Origin of the sequence: Halomonas elongata, from assembly GCF_029081005.1 — a bacterium.
Lineage (GTDB): Bacteria > Pseudomonadota > Gammaproteobacteria > Pseudomonadales > Halomonadaceae > Halomonas > Halomonas elongata_B.
Map to the genome: position 1 here is coordinate 60,237 of NZ_JAJQTQ010000004.1, position 15,449 is coordinate 75,685.

At 64.3% G+C, this 15,449-nt stretch carries 15 protein-coding genes; 3 read left to right on the forward strand and 12 right to left on the reverse strand.

Annotation, left to right across the window (positions count from 1 at the left end; all coding sequences use genetic code 11):
* Nucleotides 1–28 precede the first annotated feature (28 nt).
* Entirely contained in the window at nucleotides 29–913 is an 885-nt protein-coding gene (locus tag LU493_RS04175; RefSeq protein WP_275286533.1) for a LysR substrate-binding domain-containing protein, read from the forward strand.
* Between the two features lie 234 nt (nucleotides 914–1,147).
* On the opposite strand, the gene LU493_RS04180 is transcribed toward LU493_RS04175, so the two are convergent.
* Entirely contained in the window at nucleotides 1,148–2,062 is a 915-nt protein-coding gene (locus LU493_RS04180) for an AEC family transporter (protein WP_275286534.1), read from the reverse strand.
* Between the two features lie 169 nt (nucleotides 2,063–2,231).
* Here LU493_RS04180 and LU493_RS04185 point away from each other — a divergent pair, with 169 nt between their 5' ends.
* Nucleotides 2,232–2,831 carry an SCO family protein gene (locus tag LU493_RS04185; protein ID WP_275286535.1) on the forward strand — a complete coding sequence of 200 codons (600 nt, stop codon included), beginning with the start codon at nucleotides 2,232–2,234 and terminating at the stop codon, nucleotides 2,829–2,831.
* A gap of 80 nt (nucleotides 2,832–2,911) precedes the next feature.
* Here LU493_RS04185 and LU493_RS04190 read toward each other — a convergent pair whose 3' ends face one another.
* The 6 genes from LU493_RS04190 to LU493_RS04215 all read right to left on the reverse strand — a co-directional run bounded on the left by LU493_RS04190 (nucleotide 2,912) and on the right by LU493_RS04215 (nucleotide 8,203).
* Entirely contained in the window at nucleotides 2,912–3,661 is a 750-nt protein-coding gene (locus LU493_RS04190; RefSeq protein WP_275286536.1) for an FKBP-type peptidyl-prolyl cis-trans isomerase, read from the reverse strand.
* Between the two features lie 206 nt (nucleotides 3,662–3,867).
* Complete coding sequence (locus LU493_RS04195) at nucleotides 3,868–4,311, reverse strand: universal stress protein (RefSeq protein ID WP_275286537.1); 444 nt, start codon at nucleotides 4,309–4,311, stop codon at nucleotides 3,868–3,870.
* A gap of 34 nt (nucleotides 4,312–4,345) precedes the next feature.
* Nucleotides 4,346–5,629, reverse strand: a complete 1,284-nt coding sequence (locus LU493_RS04200) for a TRAP transporter large permease (protein ID WP_275286538.1) — start codon at nucleotides 5,627–5,629, stop codon at nucleotides 4,346–4,348.
* Nucleotides 5,630–5,659: 30 nt separating this feature from the next.
* Nucleotides 5,660–6,238, reverse strand: a complete 579-nt coding sequence (locus tag LU493_RS04205; RefSeq protein WP_275286539.1) for a TRAP transporter small permease — start codon at nucleotides 6,236–6,238, stop codon at nucleotides 5,660–5,662.
* Between the two features lie 288 nt (nucleotides 6,239–6,526).
* The gene (dctP, locus tag LU493_RS04210) at nucleotides 6,527–7,567 is read right to left on the reverse strand and encodes a TRAP transporter substrate-binding protein DctP (protein WP_275286540.1); all 1,041 of its coding nucleotides are present in this window, start codon (nucleotides 7,565–7,567) and stop codon (nucleotides 6,527–6,529) included.
* 114 nt (nucleotides 7,568–7,681) lie between these two features.
* Nucleotides 7,682–8,203 carry a TIGR02444 family protein gene (locus LU493_RS04215; RefSeq protein ID WP_275286541.1) on the reverse strand — a complete coding sequence of 174 codons (522 nt, stop codon included), beginning with the start codon at nucleotides 8,201–8,203 and terminating at the stop codon, nucleotides 7,682–7,684.
* Nucleotides 8,204–8,255: 52 nt separating this feature from the next.
* Between LU493_RS04215 and LU493_RS04220 the strand changes: the two genes are divergently transcribed.
* Complete coding sequence (locus LU493_RS04220) at nucleotides 8,256–10,199, forward strand: ATP-binding cassette domain-containing protein (RefSeq protein WP_275286542.1); 1,944 nt, start codon at nucleotides 8,256–8,258, stop codon at nucleotides 10,197–10,199.
* Nucleotides 10,200–10,243: 44 nt separating this feature from the next.
* Here LU493_RS04220 and LU493_RS04225 read toward each other — a convergent pair whose 3' ends face one another.
* The 5 genes from LU493_RS04225 to LU493_RS04245 form a co-directional block, all read right to left on the reverse strand.
* Nucleotides 10,244–11,593: a uracil-xanthine permease family protein gene (locus LU493_RS04225; protein WP_343076079.1), complete on the reverse strand. Its 1,350-nt coding sequence runs from the start codon at nucleotides 11,591–11,593 to the stop codon at nucleotides 10,244–10,246.
* A gap of 239 nt (nucleotides 11,594–11,832) precedes the next feature.
* Nucleotides 11,833–12,273 carry a D-aminoacyl-tRNA deacylase gene (gene dtd, locus LU493_RS04230; protein WP_275286544.1) on the reverse strand — a complete coding sequence of 147 codons (441 nt, stop codon included), beginning with the start codon at nucleotides 12,271–12,273 and terminating at the stop codon, nucleotides 11,833–11,835.
* A 103-nt stretch (nucleotides 12,274–12,376) separates the two neighbouring features.
* Nucleotides 12,377–13,222 carry a universal stress protein gene (locus LU493_RS04235; RefSeq protein ID WP_275286545.1) on the reverse strand — a complete coding sequence of 282 codons (846 nt, stop codon included), beginning with the start codon at nucleotides 13,220–13,222 and terminating at the stop codon, nucleotides 12,377–12,379.
* Between the two features lie 72 nt (nucleotides 13,223–13,294).
* Nucleotides 13,295–14,125 carry a bifunctional hydroxymethylpyrimidine kinase/phosphomethylpyrimidine kinase gene (gene thiD, locus LU493_RS04240; RefSeq protein ID WP_275286546.1) on the reverse strand — a complete coding sequence of 277 codons (831 nt, stop codon included), beginning with the start codon at nucleotides 14,123–14,125 and terminating at the stop codon, nucleotides 13,295–13,297.
* Between the two features lie 131 nt (nucleotides 14,126–14,256).
* Nucleotides 14,257–15,342 (reverse strand): TRAP transporter substrate-binding protein, encoded by a 1,086-nt coding sequence (locus tag LU493_RS04245; protein ID WP_275286547.1) that lies wholly within the window; start codon nucleotides 15,340–15,342, stop codon nucleotides 14,257–14,259.
* Between the last annotated feature and the right edge of the window lie 107 nt (nucleotides 15,343–15,449).

The following is a 15,449-nucleotide window of genomic DNA, read 5'->3' on the forward strand; positions in this document are numbered from 1 at the left end:
TCGAAACTTATTGGACCGAGCATTCAATATGGCTGAAGTCTTGTCGGACTCGCTGGATCTCGAGGCGCTGCGCAGCTTCGTGGCGGTCGTGCGCTTGGGTAGCCTGGCCGCGGCGGCCGAGCAACGCCATCGCACCGTCAGCGCGTTGAGCATGCAGATCAAGCGACTGGAGGCGCGACTGGATACCACGCTGTTGATACGCGGTGCACGAGGCGTGAGCCCGACCCCCAATGGCGAGGCCTTGCTGGGTGAAGCACGGGAGCTGTTGCGTCGGCACGATGGCCTGGTGGCAAGGATCAGTGGGCGGGGACTGAGCGGGCAGGTGCGTTTCGGCATGCCGGAAGATTACGCCAGTCGCCTGGTCGGGCGTCTGCTGCCGGATTTCCTGGCGCGGCATCCGGACGTGGTCATGGAAGCGGTCACGGCACCCAGCGGCGAGCTGGCGCGTCGCCTCGAGAGGGGGGAACTGTCACTGATCGTGGCCCTGGACCGTCCCCATCGGCTCAGCGGCGGCGAGCCGCTGTGGCGCTCCACGCCGGTCTGGGCCGGGGCCCGGGAACTCGTGTTGACGGCGGATCATCCCTTGCCATTGGCGCTGCATCCCGAGGATTGTCCTTACCGCCAGTTGGGCGTCGAGGCGCTGGGCACGATCGATCGCCCCTGGCACGCGGTCTTCACCAGTACCAGTATCCATGCGGTGGAAACCGCGGTGGAGTCGGGGCTGGCGGTGAGCATTCTCGAGCGTGATCGCCTGACGCCGGCCATGAGGGAGCTCGGTGCAGCGGAAGGCCTGCCCGTGCTGCGGGGCTGCGAGGCACAGCTGCACTACGGGCGCCGGGTCTCCGCCGCGTCCTGGCCGGCGGTGGAAGCGCTGGGCGAACTGGTCAAGCGCCAGCTCGGGCAGCGGGAATGACGATAGTTAGAGGGCTGTGAAAGGCGTGGGACCAAAAAAAAGAAAGCCGCCCTGGGCGGGGCGGCAAAAGACCGTGACTAGCAATGAGGAGGAGAAACCTGGGCAAGAAACTGGCAGGAACCTTGCCCAGGCATGGCGCCTCATCAACGCCATGGGTGTAGAGTAAATCATTCTCATTTGTTCCGTCAACGCAAACGAGAATTTTTTTTATTAAGTTTCGGTGGCCGAGCATGATCAGCCGACCAGACGTAGCCAGAGGGGCAGTGAGGCCATGGCGATCAGGGTCTGGCCGGTAATCAGGGCGGCCATCAGTTCGGCATCGCCTCCGAGCTGGCGGGCCAGAATATAGGCGGAAGTCGCGGTGGGCAGGGCGGCGAACAACAGGGCGATGTCGCGACTCACCGGATCCAGGTGGAGCACCAGGGATAGGCCGAGCACCAGGGCCGGCATCAGGATCAACTTGGCCAGGTTGGCGGTCCAGACGCCGGGGTCGAGTCGCAATAGCGCCCGTGGTCGCAGGGCGACGCCCACGGCCACCAGACCGAGCGGCAAGGCGGCCCGGCCGAGCAGCTCCGTCATGGGAGCGCTCCAGCCGGGCAGGCCGATACCGCTGAGATTCAGGCCGATGCCCAGCAGGCAGGCCAGGATCAGGGGATTGCGTATCAGGGCGGCAAGGCTGGCGCGCATGCCGCCGGTGCCGAGCGTGCCGGCGGCGATGAAGCTGGCCACGCACAGGACGTTCACGATCGGCACCATCAATGCCACGGCCACCGCCGCGACGGTGGCGCCGGCCTCGCCATGCAACGCGGCGGCGCCGGCCACACCGACGTAGGTATTGAAACGCAGCGCACCCTGAAACACCGAGGTGAAGGCCGCTGCCGTCAGGCCCAGCCGACGGTTCGCGAGCCAGAGAGCCACGCCGAGCAAGCCCATGGCGCCGAGCAGTGCGAGGGCCATGCGTCCCACCGGCACTTGCTGAATATCGGCATCGGCCAGGGTCGAGACCAGCATGGCGGGAAACAGCAGGAAATAGATCAGCCGTTCCATCCGCGGCCAGAAATCTCCTCCCGGCTGGTCGAGACGGCCGAGCAACGCGCCCAGCAGGATCAACAGGAAGAGGGGCCCCAGGGCTCCCGCCACGCCTTCCATGACACCTCCTCATTTCCATGGCGGCAATGCCGGATACGCTCGGGAATCGCTTGGATTCGCTGCCGCTGAAGAACTATCTTGCCATCATCGGCGGCGTGACTGCATCGTCACGCTCGAGCCGGAGACCGATCATGACGCCGGTCTGGCGTCGAGGAGACAGGGAGTAGCCATGATGACACGGCGTTGGCGATATCTGGCGGCAGGGAGCGTCGTGCTGCTGGCGGCATGTGTTCTGCTGGCCTATCAGTGGTGGAGTGCCGGGGAAAAGGAGGCTGAACTGGAGGGCGGGCCAATTTCGCTGTCGTCGACCCATGGCGAGTTTTCGCTCTCGCAACTGGACGAGGGTCAGCTCGCGGTGATTTTCTTCGGCTATACTTGGTGCCCGGATGTCTGTCCCATGAGCCTGGCGGTGGTTCGCCAGGCACGCCAGCAGCTGTCCGCCCAGCGTCGTGACAAGGTGGTGCCGGTGTTGATTTCCGTCGATCCCGAGCGCGATACCCTGGCGAGGCTCGAGACGTACCTCGCGTCCTTCGGCGACGATTTCATCGGTGCGACCGGCAGTGCCGAGCAGCTCGAGGACATCGCCGAGCGTTATGGGGTGGTGTGGCGCAAGGTCGAGGCGCCGGACTCGGCCATGGACTATACCGTTGACCATACCGCGTCGCTCTATCTGGTGGACCGCCATGGCGAGATTCGTCGGCGTGTCCTCCACTCGCCGACGTCGGGCCCGCTCGAGGCTGCCCTGGACGAGACGCTCGGCGCCATGTGAGATGTTTTTTGATCCGCAGAACGACGACGGCCGGCTCATGGGAGCCGGCCGCGCGAGGCGTGATCACTTACGAGGGATGATCACTCGGATGCAGCGGTGCTTCCAGCGTCACCGCTCTGTCCGGCGTCGGCATTTTCTGCCTCGTCCGCGGAGGTGACGTCGAGCAGCTCGACCTCGAAGATCAGTGTCTCATGGGGGCCGATGGGGCCCTGACCCTGGGCGCCGTAGGCCAGGTCGGAGGGAATGGCGACTTCCCAGGTGTCGCCCACGCTCATCAGTTGCAGGGCTTCCTGCCAGCCGTCGATGACCTGCCCGACACGAAAGCTCACCGGCTCGCCGCGCTCGTAGGAACTGTCGAAGACGGTGCCGTCGATCAGCTTGCCTTCATAGTTGACCTGGACGGTGTCTTCGGCACTCGGCGTGGCGCCATCGCCGGACTCCAGCTCACGATACTGCAGGCCTGAGTCGGTGACCGTGACGCCATCCTTCTCGGCGTTCTCTTCCAGGAAGGCCTCGCCTTCGGCTTGATTGGCCTCGGCACGCTTCTCTGCTTCGGCGGCGCGCTTCTGCTGAGCCTGTTGCTGGAACTGAGCCAGGGTGTCGGCCATTTCCTGATCGCTCATGGCCAGCTCATCGTCGGCGTAGACATCGCGGATAGCCTGGGTGAAGGCGTCGATGTCGAGATCGGAGACGTCTTGCTGGATGCTCTGGCCCAGGGTCACACCGAGGCTGTAGCCCAGGCGCTCCTGGTCGGATTCGGGGGCGGCAAGTGCCAAGGGAGCGGCGGTCAACAGGGCCGCCAGTGACGCGGAAGTCAGCAGTGTCTTCATGAAAAAGCCTTGTGGTCCGGCGCCTTGGCGCCAAGAGTGTATGGAACCCATGGGACTCTAACAGGGCCGGCCCGGTTCCGCATCCACCCACCTGGTAGGGCCTATCGCAGTTGGATCTGTCGACGGATCAGCCCGAGCGACAAAGCTTTAACTGCGATAGCCCTGCGGGTAGGCATCCGGCCCGGTGAGACAATGCGGTAATGGCGTCAAACGACCATGACGGGGCAGTGTGCGGAGCCGGCGACACGCTGGGCGACACTGCCCAGCAGCAGACTCTTGTCGCCGTTGGTGCCCTGGGCGCCGATCACGATCAGGTCGCACTCTCGCTTGCGGGCGAAGCGCACGATGGTGCGTGAAGGGCGCCCGCCCTTGACGAACGCCCGCACCTTGTCGGCCGGAACGCCCAGCTCGGTGGCGCGCGCCTTGGCCTGGACGGCGATCTCGGTGGCGTAATCCTTGAGAGCGTCGTCCGGGATGTCCAGTTGCTCGGGGCGAACCATCGACAGCGAGGCCTCGAGCAGGCTGTGGTGCTTGAACACGCACAGGACGTAGAGTTCGGCGCCGGTCAACTGCTGCAAGCCCACGCCCTTTTCCAGCGCCTTGACGGCGCCCTTGGAGCCGTCGACCGGCACCATGATCCGATTGAACATCGTCACCTTACTCCTTGTGTCCGGGTAGAACCGCTTACCTGAAGGCGAGGTCGCGCAGGAACAGGGCGATCTGCGGGAACAGGATCAGCAACGCGGCCGCCAGCACCAGCATGAAGATGAAGGGCGGCGTGCCCTTGATCACGTCCAGGTAGGGACGCTTGAAGATGGCGATGGCGGTGAAGATGTCGCAGCCGAAAGGCGGCGTCGCCGACCCGATGGCCACCTGCAGCGTGATCAGGATACCGACGAGTACCGGATCGAGACCGGTGGCCTCGATGGCAGGCGCGAAGACCGGCGTCAGGACCAGGATCACCACGATGGGATCGACGAACATGCAGGCGACGAAGAAGGCAATACAGATGGCGATCAGCACGCCTGTCGGCCCCGCCTCGTTGATGCCGACGGCCTCGAGGATGGCCTGGGGAATCTGGGCGAAGGAGATGATCCACGAGAAGCTGTTGCCCACTGCCACCAGGATGAACACCACGGCGGTGATCAGGCCGGTGGACTTGGCGATGGCGTAGATATCATTGATCTTCAGCGATCGGAATACCACGAATTCCAGCAGGATGGCGTAGAGCACGCAGGCCGCCGCGGCTTCGGTGGGGCTGAAGATACCGCCATAGATGCCGCCGATGATGATCACCGGGAAGCCCAGTGGCCAGAGTGCCAGGCGCACGGCCGACAAGCGTTCTCCCCAGCTGGCCTTGGGCTCTGTGGGTACGCCACGCACGACGGCATAGATCACGCAGTAGATGGCGAACATGGTCAGGATCATCAGGCCCGGGCCGATCCCGGCGATGAACAGCTCGCCGATGGAGGTGCCGGAGATGATCCCGTAGATGATCATGCCGATGCTCGGGGGGATCAAGAAGGCGATGTCACTGGAATTGATGATCAACGCCAGGCTGAAGGAATCCGAGTAGCCGGCCTTGAGCATGCGTGGACGCAGCGGCGAGCCTACCGCGACCACGGTGGCCTGGGTGGAGCCGGAGACGGCGCCGAACAGCGTGCAGGAGGCCGCGGTACTGACCGCCAGGCCGCCTTTTATATGGCCGATGAAGGCCATCACCATATTGATCAGCCGATTGGCCGACTGGCCGCGGGTCATGATATCCGCGGCGAGGATGAACATGGGGACCGCAATCAGCGATGCCGGCCGTATGCCGGCCATCAACTGCTGGATCAGCGTCTCCATCTGGCCCAGCCCGCCGAACATCATGAAGAACCCGATGATCGCCGCAGTGGCCAGCGGAATCATCATGGGAAAGCCCAGCAACAGCAGGGCGATCATGGTCACAACCATTATTGTCGTCATCTTGCATTCCCCCGGGCGAAGCGCCCTGCGTCAGACTTCCGTTTCCGTATCCTTGTAACCGTCGACCACCGAGGTCGACAGGTAGACATCGCGCGACGTCAGGTTCTTGATGGCCGTGAACAGGTACTGGAGGCCGGTGATGATGAAGCCCAGCGGCACCCAGACATAGATGATGAAGATGGGGAAGCCGAGCGCCGGCAGGATGCGTCCCTTGTCGTACAGGTCGAGGATGTAGAGGACCGAGTAGTACGCCAGGAAGAACATGATCAGAGAGGTGAACAGCGCGATTGCCACCATCAGGGCACGACGACCGCCTACCGGCAAGGCATCGTAGATCGCCGACATGCGGATGTGGCGGCCATGGCGCGCCGCGTAACCGATGCCCGCGAAGGTGATCATGATGATCAGGATGCGGTTGACCTCGCCAGTGAAGAACAGACTCTCGCCGAGCAAGAAGCGCCCGATGACATTGGCGATGGTATTGGTGGCCATCAGCAGCACACCGATGGCGAGGATGATCGCTTCGAGCTTGCTGATCAGGGTGTCGATGGAGCCCAGTATGCCGGGCAGGCCTGAATGATAGTGCTTGTCGGATTCATCGTCGGTCATGGCCGCGCTCCCTTCAGCAGACATGGCGAAATGTGGATGCCCCATTGAGCAGCGTAACCGTTGCCGACGTCGCGCGGTGTGCGTCAGGTCAACGTTGGGTGAACGCTGGAAAGAGTGTCGACAGCTTGCCGTATCCCGCCTCGAGCCCCGACGGGGGAGGGGACGGCTCGTCGGCAGCGGCCCAGGCCCTGGCCGTTGCTCGTGATGTCTGTCAACGCCCGCTTCAGGGGCCGTAAACAAGTCGGGGGCAGCGTGGCTGCCCCCGGTTGATGCGGGAAAGGTTCGCGATCAGCCTTCGTCCTGGCTGGCCTCGCCCTCACCCTGTACGGCCTCGAGGTCGGCCTTGAACTGGTCGAGCAGCTCCTGGCCTTGCTCGCCGGTCATTTCGATGAACTTTTCCTCGACCTGGGGAGCACGCTCCTTGAAGGCCTGGATCTGCTCATCGTCCAGACGAGTGACGGTGACCTCGTCGGAAGCTTCCTGAATCTTCTCGAGGGACTCCTCGGACAGGCCCTGGATGTGCTCGATGGTATGGTCGTAGGCCGCGTCGGAGGCGTCCTGTACCAATTGCTGGTCTTCTTCGGAGAGGCCTTCGTAGAAGTCCTGATTGGCCATCATCGCGGTGGTGAACCAGCCATGGCTGGTGAAGGTCAGGTGCGGTGAAACCTCGTAGAGGCCGCCGGACTCGATCCAGAAGATCGGGTTTTCCTGGCCGTCGATGATGCCGGTCTGCAGGCCGCCGTAGACTTCACCCCAGGGCAGTGGTGTCGGGGTGGCACCGAAGGCGTTGTAGGTTTCGGCCAGCAGCGGGTTGGTCATGGTACGGATCTTCTTGTTGTCGAAGTCCGAGGGCGAGGTGATCGGCTCGTCGGCGGTCACCACCATCTCGCCTTCCGGGTACATCTTGAGCAGTTCCAGCCCATGCTCGGCATAGAGCTCGGGGAACATCTCGTTGATGGCCTTGCTCTCGTCGAAGAACTCCAGGACGGTATCCATGTCCGTGGGCATCAGATAGGGAATGAAGAAGATCTGAGCCGAGGGGATGAGCGAGCCGGTGAAGCCGGGCGACTGGTTCACGAACTGCAGGATCCCGTTCTGGGTCTGCTCCATGATGTCGTCGGACTCGCCCAGTTCGCCGAAGCGATAGACCTGTACGGTGTGATCGGAATTATCTTCGACATAACCCTTGAAAGCCTGGGCGAAGACATCCTGGACGTCGCCCTCGTATTCCTCGTGGGCGTAACGCCAGTTGTCGGAATAGGCGGCGGTGGACATGCCGAGCATCAGGGCGCCGATGCTCGCGGTAGTCAGCAGCTTGTATGCCTTCATTCTTGTGGTTCCTCTGCAGGTTTTGCCGGGAAATCAATGACTCATCGACCGGCGCAAAATCGAAAGTGCCGTTTTCTCGCCGTTCACGCAGTTAATTTCAGGCTAGCGTGGGGGTCATAAGGGGTCAAGCTGGCTTTGCAGCTTTCCCAGGGCCAAAAGGTGTGATTTTTTCTGCAGTTGGGGGCCGAAGGGCAGAACTTTTTCGAGAGGCGGGGGAGGCGGGGAAATCTCGGAAAGGCTGACAAGGCCGTTGTGGCTGTGGGTTTCCAGGCGAAGCAGGCACTCGCATTCGGCATCGAGTTCGGCCTGCTTGATGCGTTGCCGCAGGCTGGCCACGCTCGGTCGTTCCCGTGCGGCCGGCTTGAGATCTCGGCGCAAGTGTCGCAGGGGCGAGATGACATCGTGTTGCCATGCCCTTACGTCCGGGGGCATGGTGCCGGCGCGCAGGCCATGGTGATACAGCCAGCAACGCCATAGCAGTTCGGTGACCTCGACCCCGGCCTCGTCCTGCAGTGTCAGGCAGGCCGGCTCGACGCCGTCACGGGCATAGAGCGTCAGGGCGAAGTCCCAGAGCGAATCGCCGTCGAGACGTGACCGCAAGTGCGTGGATAATTCGGTAGAATCGTCATTCATCATGACACGGTGGCCGCCTCCAGGCGGCGATCTCACGCAGACGAGTGGAGTCCGCATGATCGCACTGCGCCAAGTATCCCTGCAACGCGGCCCCCAGAGCCTGCTCGATGCGGCCGACCTGACCCTGCACGCCGGCTACAAGGCGGGCATCGTCGGTGCCAATGGCGCGGGCAAGTCGAGCCTGTTCGGGTTGCTGTTGGGCGAGCTGTCGCCGGACCGCGGCGAACTGGAGATGAGCGGTGGTCAACGTATCGCGCACATGGCTCAGGAGGTGGAGGCACTCGAGCGTAGCATCATCGACTATGTGCTCGATGGTGACCGGGCACTGCGCGATGCCGAGGCGGCCCTGGACGAGGCCCGCGAGCGTGGTGATGCACACCGCGAGGCCGAGCTGCACGGCGCCATCGAGTCGCTGGATGGCTACAGTGCGCCGGCCCGAGCCGCTCAGTTGCTGGTCGGCCTGGGCTTCGGCCAGGCCGACCTGGATCGACCCCTGGCATCGTTCTCAGGTGGATGGCGGATGCGTGTCAACCTGGCGCGTACCCTGTTTACGCCGTCCGATGTGCTGCTGCTCGACGAGCCGACCAACCACCTGGATCTGGATGCCCTGCTGTGGCTCGAACAATGGTTGTCCCGCTATCCGGGCACCCTGCTGTTGATCTCCCACGATCGCGATTTCCTCGATGCGGTGTGCGACCACATCGTGCATTTCGAACAGCGCTGCCTGGTGCTCTATCGAGGCAACTACACCACCTTCGAGCGGACGCGGGCAGAGAAGTTGGCCCTGCAGCAGGCCGAGGCCGCCAAGCAGCAGGCACGCAAGGCGGAGATCGAGCGTTTCGTGGCGCGTTTCCGCTACAAGGCCACCAAGGCACGCCAGGCCCAGAGTCGTCTGAAGATGCTCGAACGCATGGGCGACATTGCCGTGGCGCATGCCGACTCGCCCTTTCACTTTCGCATTCCCGCGTCGGACAAGGTGTCGTATCCCCTGATCGTGCTGGATGACGCCGTGCTCGGCTATCGCCATGAAAGCGGCGAGACACGGCAGCTCGAGGCCGTTAATCTGGCGCTGCAGCCGGGGCAGCGGATCGGCCTGCTGGGGCCCAACGGCGCGGGCAAGTCGACCCTGATCAAGTCGCTGACCACCGAGCTGCCGCTGCTGGATGGCCATCGCGTCGAGGGTGAGCACCTGGCCATCGGCTACTTCGCCCAGCATCAGCTCGAGGGACTGGACCTGTCGGCTTCGCCCTTCCTGCATGTGCAGCGCCTTTCGCCCAGGGCCGCCGATGCAGAGATTCGGCGCTTCCTGGGCGGTTTCGGCTTCCATGGCGACGATGTCTTCGAGGAGGTGGCACGCTTCTCGGGTGGCGAGAAGGCGCGGCTGGCGCTGGCCCTGGTCGCCTGGCAGCGTCCCAACCTGCTGCTGTTGGACGAGCCGACCAACCATCTCGATCTGGAGATGCGCGAGGCCTTGACCGAGGCGCTGGCCAGTTTCGAGGGCGCGGTGATCGTGGTTTCCCACGATCGCCATCTGCTGCGGGCCACGGTGGATGAATTCTGGCGGGTGGCGGACCATCGGGTGACGCCCTTCGATGGTGATCTGGAGGATTACCGCGCCTGGCTCAAGTCGCGCCTGGAGGAACAGCGCCGCGAGGCCCGAGCCGACAAGGCCGAGCGACAAGGCGACGAGGTCGGATCGAAGGAGGACCGCAAGGCCTCGCGCCGGGCCGCCGCCGAACTGCGTGACAAGCTGCGACCGCTCAAGCGCGACCGTGACCGTGCGGAACATGACATGGAGAAGACGCAAGCGTCGCTGGAGGAGGTCGAGGCGGCCCTGGCCGATGCCGACCTGTATACCGACGAGGCGCGCAAGGATGAGCTGAATGCGCAGCTGGCGCGACGGGGTGAGCTGGCCTCGCGTCTCGAGGAACTCGAGCAGCACTGGCTGGCCGCCGAGGAGGCGCTGGAGCGGCTGGAGGCCGAACTTCAGGCCTCCTGACCGATCCTTTCGGGGGGCAAGATTGAGGCCCCAGGACTGGGGCGTCAGGATGAGGCGCGACCGGCCTCCCGACGGGGCGAGGTGGGGCCGGGTTCATCACGCATCTGTTCGGCAATCGCTTCCCGCTCGCGGCGCTCGTCGTCGAGACTGCGACGCGGCAGGATCAGGTTCAGGGTGATCGAGACCAGGGCCGCCACCACGATGGGCGAACCGCCGAGCACCAGTTGCAGCATCTGTGGCAGGCCGGCGATGGCGTCCGGGGCAGCGTAGATGCCCAGGCTCAGTGCCAGGGCCAGGCTGACGATGGTGACGTTGCGGGATGACAGCTCGTCGCGAATCAGCAACTGGATACCGGTCATGGTGATCATGCCGAAGACGGTGATGGTCGCGCCACCGAGTACCGGATAGGGAATGGTGGTCATCAGGGCACCGAACTTGGGCATCAGGCCGGCCAGCAGGATGAAGATGGCGGCGAGAGCCAGCACCGTGCGGCTGATGACCTTGGTCATGGCCACGATGCCGACGTTCTGGCTGAACGAGGCGGTCGGCAGGGCACCGAACACCGAACCCACGGCGGTGCACAGGCCATTGCCGAGCAGTCCGCCGGCGAGTTCCTTGCGATCCAGTTCGCGATCCATGCCGCCCACCGTGGTGGCCGAGAGGTCGCCGATGGTCTGTACCGAGTTGATCACGCAGATGATCACCATGGAAAGAATGGCCGCGGGATGAAAGGCCAGCTCGAAAGGCATCAACGTCGGTGCGCTGAACCAGTTGGCGTCGCGGACCGGGGCAAAATCCACCATGCCCATCGCCAATGCCAGGACATAGCCCACCAGGATGCCGCAGATGATCGCCGAGAGCTTGAGAAAACCGCGCGCGAACTGCGAGACGACCAGTACCACCACCAGGGTGAGGAGCGCCACCAGCCACTGGCGAGGCTCGCCGAAACCGGGCTGGCCGATACCTCCCGCCATGTAGTTGACGGCAATGTCATAGAGCGACAGACCGATCACCAGCACCACGGTACCGGCGACCACCGGTGGGAAGAAGTGACGAATGCGGTGAATGAAGAGCCCCACCAGGATCATGGCCCCCCCACCGATGATCTGGGCGCCGAGGATGCCTCCCAGGCCATACTGGGCACCCACTGCCGTCAGGGTCGGCACATAGGCGAAGCCGACCCCGAAAATGGTAGGCAGCCGGGCACCGAAGCGTCGGATGCCGTAGAGCTGCAGCAGCGTCGATATCCCGGAGGCGAGCAGCGAGATCTGGATCAGCAGCATCTTTTCTTCGAGGCTCGCCCCCACGGTACCGGCGACGATGATGGGGACGGTGACCGTGCCCATGATCATTGCCAGGATATGCTGGAGCGAAAGGGGCAGGGCGCGTGTCATGGGGGGGCGCCCCCGGAATTCGAAAACGGAAGTGCTGTGGCCGGAATCTGGCATGAGGACAATCACCGCTTGTTTTTGTACACAATTTATCCAGGGCCCATTGTCCACTTTGTGTAATATATTTCCATGAATTTTGTGTACAACTAAAGGAGGGGTCGATGACGACATGCCGGGATGACGGCCGATTCGGCGATTCCGTGGTTATCGGCAGGTTCGAGTGACGTGCGATAGGGAGAAGGTCAACGACTCTCGAGCAGGAAGGTCACGGGGCCATCGTTGACCAGGGATACCTGCATGTCGGCGCCGAATCTGCCGGTGGCCACGTGGGGCCAGGTGCCCCGGGCCCGTTCGACGAGGTACTGGAAGAGACGCTCGCCGTCATCCGGTGGCGCGGCGCTGGAAAAGCCGGGACGCAATCCCTTGCGGGTGTCGGCGGCGAGCGTGAATTGCGAAATCAGCAGCAGGCTACCGTCGGCCTGTTGCAGGTTGTGGTTCATGCGGCCCGCTTCGTCGGCGAAGACGCGATAGTGCAGCAGCTTGTGCAGGAGTCGATCGGCTCGGGCCTCGTCGTCTTCCCGCTCCACACCGATCAAGGCCAGCAGGCCATGCTCGATGGCGCCGACACATTCATTGTCGACGCTGACACTGGCGTGGCTGACGCGCTGGATCAGGGCTTTCATGGGGCGAACTCCGGGCGGCTGGGGTATCGCCCGAGAGCCTAGCATGGCCACGGTTCGGCGACCCAGCAGGGCGTCCGATAGCTCTGCCGGGTCGTTCAGGGCATCACCAGGGTCGGCACAGCATGATATCGCAATGGGGCTCGGCCAGCAGACGTTCGGTGATCTGACTGTGGCGCCCCAGCTGGCCGCGGCTGCCCAGGGCCAGCAGGTCCGGCGACTGCCGTCGCAGCTGCGTCATCAGCACTTCCAGTGGTTCGCCCTGTTGCAGCTCGAGGGTGAGTTCCGGCACGTCGTCGAGTTCGGCCATCAGTTGTTCGGTTTCCTGCTCCAGGTGGCGTCTCAGACGTTCGACCTCGTGGTCTCGCCAGCGTGCGTAACCGGTGTCGGAGCCGAGCTCCCGTTCGCCGGGAATGTTCCAGGCGTGCAGCAGTGTCAGGCGGCCTTCGGGAAAGCGCTTGAGGGTCTCGCGCAGGGTATGTCGCGAGGTCAGCGAGAAATCCACCGGAACCAGGATGTCGTTCCAGTCACGGTTGGCAGGCTGGCTGACGGAGAGTACCGGACAGGGGGCGCTGCGCAGGACCCTGGCCAGGGTGGTGCCGTGCACGAGATCGGGATGGCCACGCTTGCGGTGGGCACCGAGGATGATCATGTCCGCTTCGCGCTCGTGGGCCTCGCGAATGATCTCGGCATAGGGAGCACCGGCCACGGTCTGGATCAGGCTGGCCGGTTCGGCCAGGGCGTAGTCCTCGCGGATATCGGTGAGGGTGACCCCGATGTCCGTCACCACGGCTTCCTCGAGGTCATGCAGTACCCGCCTCGGCAGATAGGGGTCGAGCACGTGGACGATGTCGAGACGCGCACCTGTCTCGCCGGCCAGTCGAATGGCTCGGGCGAAGGCGGCACGGTTCTCGGCGGAGAGGTCGCAGGCGAACAGCAGGGTGCGGGTCATGGCACAGCCCTCTTGATGCCGGGAGAGACCTTCAGGATGGGTGGCCCCGGCGCCCCGTGCAAGTGACGGGCGTCACCACCAGGCGTGAAAGTGGTGCACCGGGCCTCGGCCGTGGCCCACCGCGAGGCGGTGGCTGGCGTCCAGGGCGCGATGCAGCCATTGCTTGGCTTCGCCGATGGCGGCGACGACCTCGGTGTGGCCGGCGTCTGTCGGCAGGTGCGCCAGGTGCGCGGTGATGGCGGAAGAGAGCGCACAGCCGGTGCCGTGCAGGTTGTCGGTATCGATGCGCGGGGCCGGCAGCCAGGCGCTGTCGGTGGGCGTGGCCAGCAGGTCGGGGCATGCCTCGCCCGGCAGGTGCCCCCCCTTGAGCAGCACATAGGGGACCGAGAGTGCCTGCAGGCCGGGGAGCATGGTTTCCATGGCATCGGGGCTGCGGGGCGCTCGGGTATCGAGCAGCACGGCGGCTTCCGGCAGGTTGGGCGTGATCACGTCGGCCAGCGGCACCAGGATGTCGCGCACCGCGCCGATGCCGGCATTGTCCACCAGGATGTCGCCACTCTTGGCGACCATCACCGGGTCGAGCACGATCCAGCGCGGGCGATGGCGGCTCAGGGCCGCACCGATCGTCTCGGCCACCTCGCGACTGGCCACCATGCCGATCTTCACGGCGTCGATACGCACGTCGTCGAGCAGGTTGTCGAGCTGCTCGCCGATCGCCGCGGCGGCTACTGGATGCACCCGGGCCACCCCCTGGGTGTTCTGGGCGATCACCGCGGTGATGACGTTGGTGGCATAGGTGCCCAGGGCAGAGAGGGTCTTGATATCGCCTTGCAGGCCGGCACCGCCGGACGGGTCGGAGCCGGCAATGGTCAGGGTATGAGGAAGAGTCTTCGAGGCTGGCATGGTCGCGTTGTCCGTGCTGTCGGGAGTCGCCGAAAGTGGCATTCAGCATACTGTACACGGCCGGGTGCCGGCCATGTCGGCAACGCGACGGGCCACCCGAAGGTGGCCCGTGGAAGCGTGACGGCCAGCGGCTACTGGGTGGTATCGCCGTCCGGGTTGCGGGCGTTGTAGTAGGCCTGCTCGGAGATGGCGTGATAGTTCACCACCTTGTCCTGGAAAGCCCGATAGGAGTCGTGGATCTTGCTCGCCATGTCGCTGGACTCGGCCAGTTCGGCGACCACGTCGGCAGAGTGCTTCTGGGCTTCGGCGAGGACATCGTCCGGCAGGCGGCGCAGTTCGACGTCGTGCTCGTTGATCAGGGTCTGCAGGGCATCGTTGTTGCGCGCGGTGTACTCGTCGAGCACGTCCTGGTTCACGTCGCGCACGGCGGTGCGCAGGATGGCCTGCAGATCCGATGGCAGCGAGGCCATGGCTTCTTCGTTGATGATGGCCTCGAACATCACCGTCGGCTCGTGCCAGCCCGGGTAATAGTAATAGTCGGCGGCCTGATGCAGGCCGAAGGCCAGGTCGTTGTAGGGACCGATCCACTCGGTGGCGTCGATGGCGCCGGATTGCAGGGACGTGAAGATCTCGCCGCCCGGCATGTTGACGATGGCCACGCCCATGCGGTTCATGACCTCGCCGCCCAGGCCCGGCATGCGCATCTTCAGGCCGTCCAGGTCGTCGACCGAGTTGATTTCCTTGTTGTACCAGCCGCCCATCTGCACGCCGGAGGCACCGGCCGCCATGACGTCGACGCCGAAGTCGGCATAGAGCTCGTTCCACAGCTCGAGGCCGTCGCCGTAATGCAGCCAGGCGTTCATCTCCTGAGCGTTCATGCCGAAGGGGACGGCGGCGAAGAACTGTGCCGCCGGTGCCTTGCCCTTCCAGTAGTAGGAGGCGGAATGGCCGATCTCGGCGGTACCCTCGGAGACGGCATCGAAGACCTCGAAGCCGGGTACCAGTTGGCCGGCACCGAAGACCTCGATCTGCAGTCGACCATCGGACATTTCCTCGACCAGCTTGGCGAGGCGCTCGGGGCCCTGGCCGACGCCGGGAAAGTTCTTCGGCCAGGAGGTCACCAGCTTCCATTCGAAGGTTTCCTGGGCCTGGGTGGCGCCGGCGGCCAGGGTCAGGCCGACGCCGGCCATGGCCATGACGAGTGCTTTCGGTTGCATGTGAATGCTCCCCTTGTTGGTGTTGTTTGCCTTGCGGAGAGGCCCTTGTGGGCCAGGGTCAGACAGGTGATGTATCCCTGCCTCGTGATGAAGCTCGCCCGGGACAC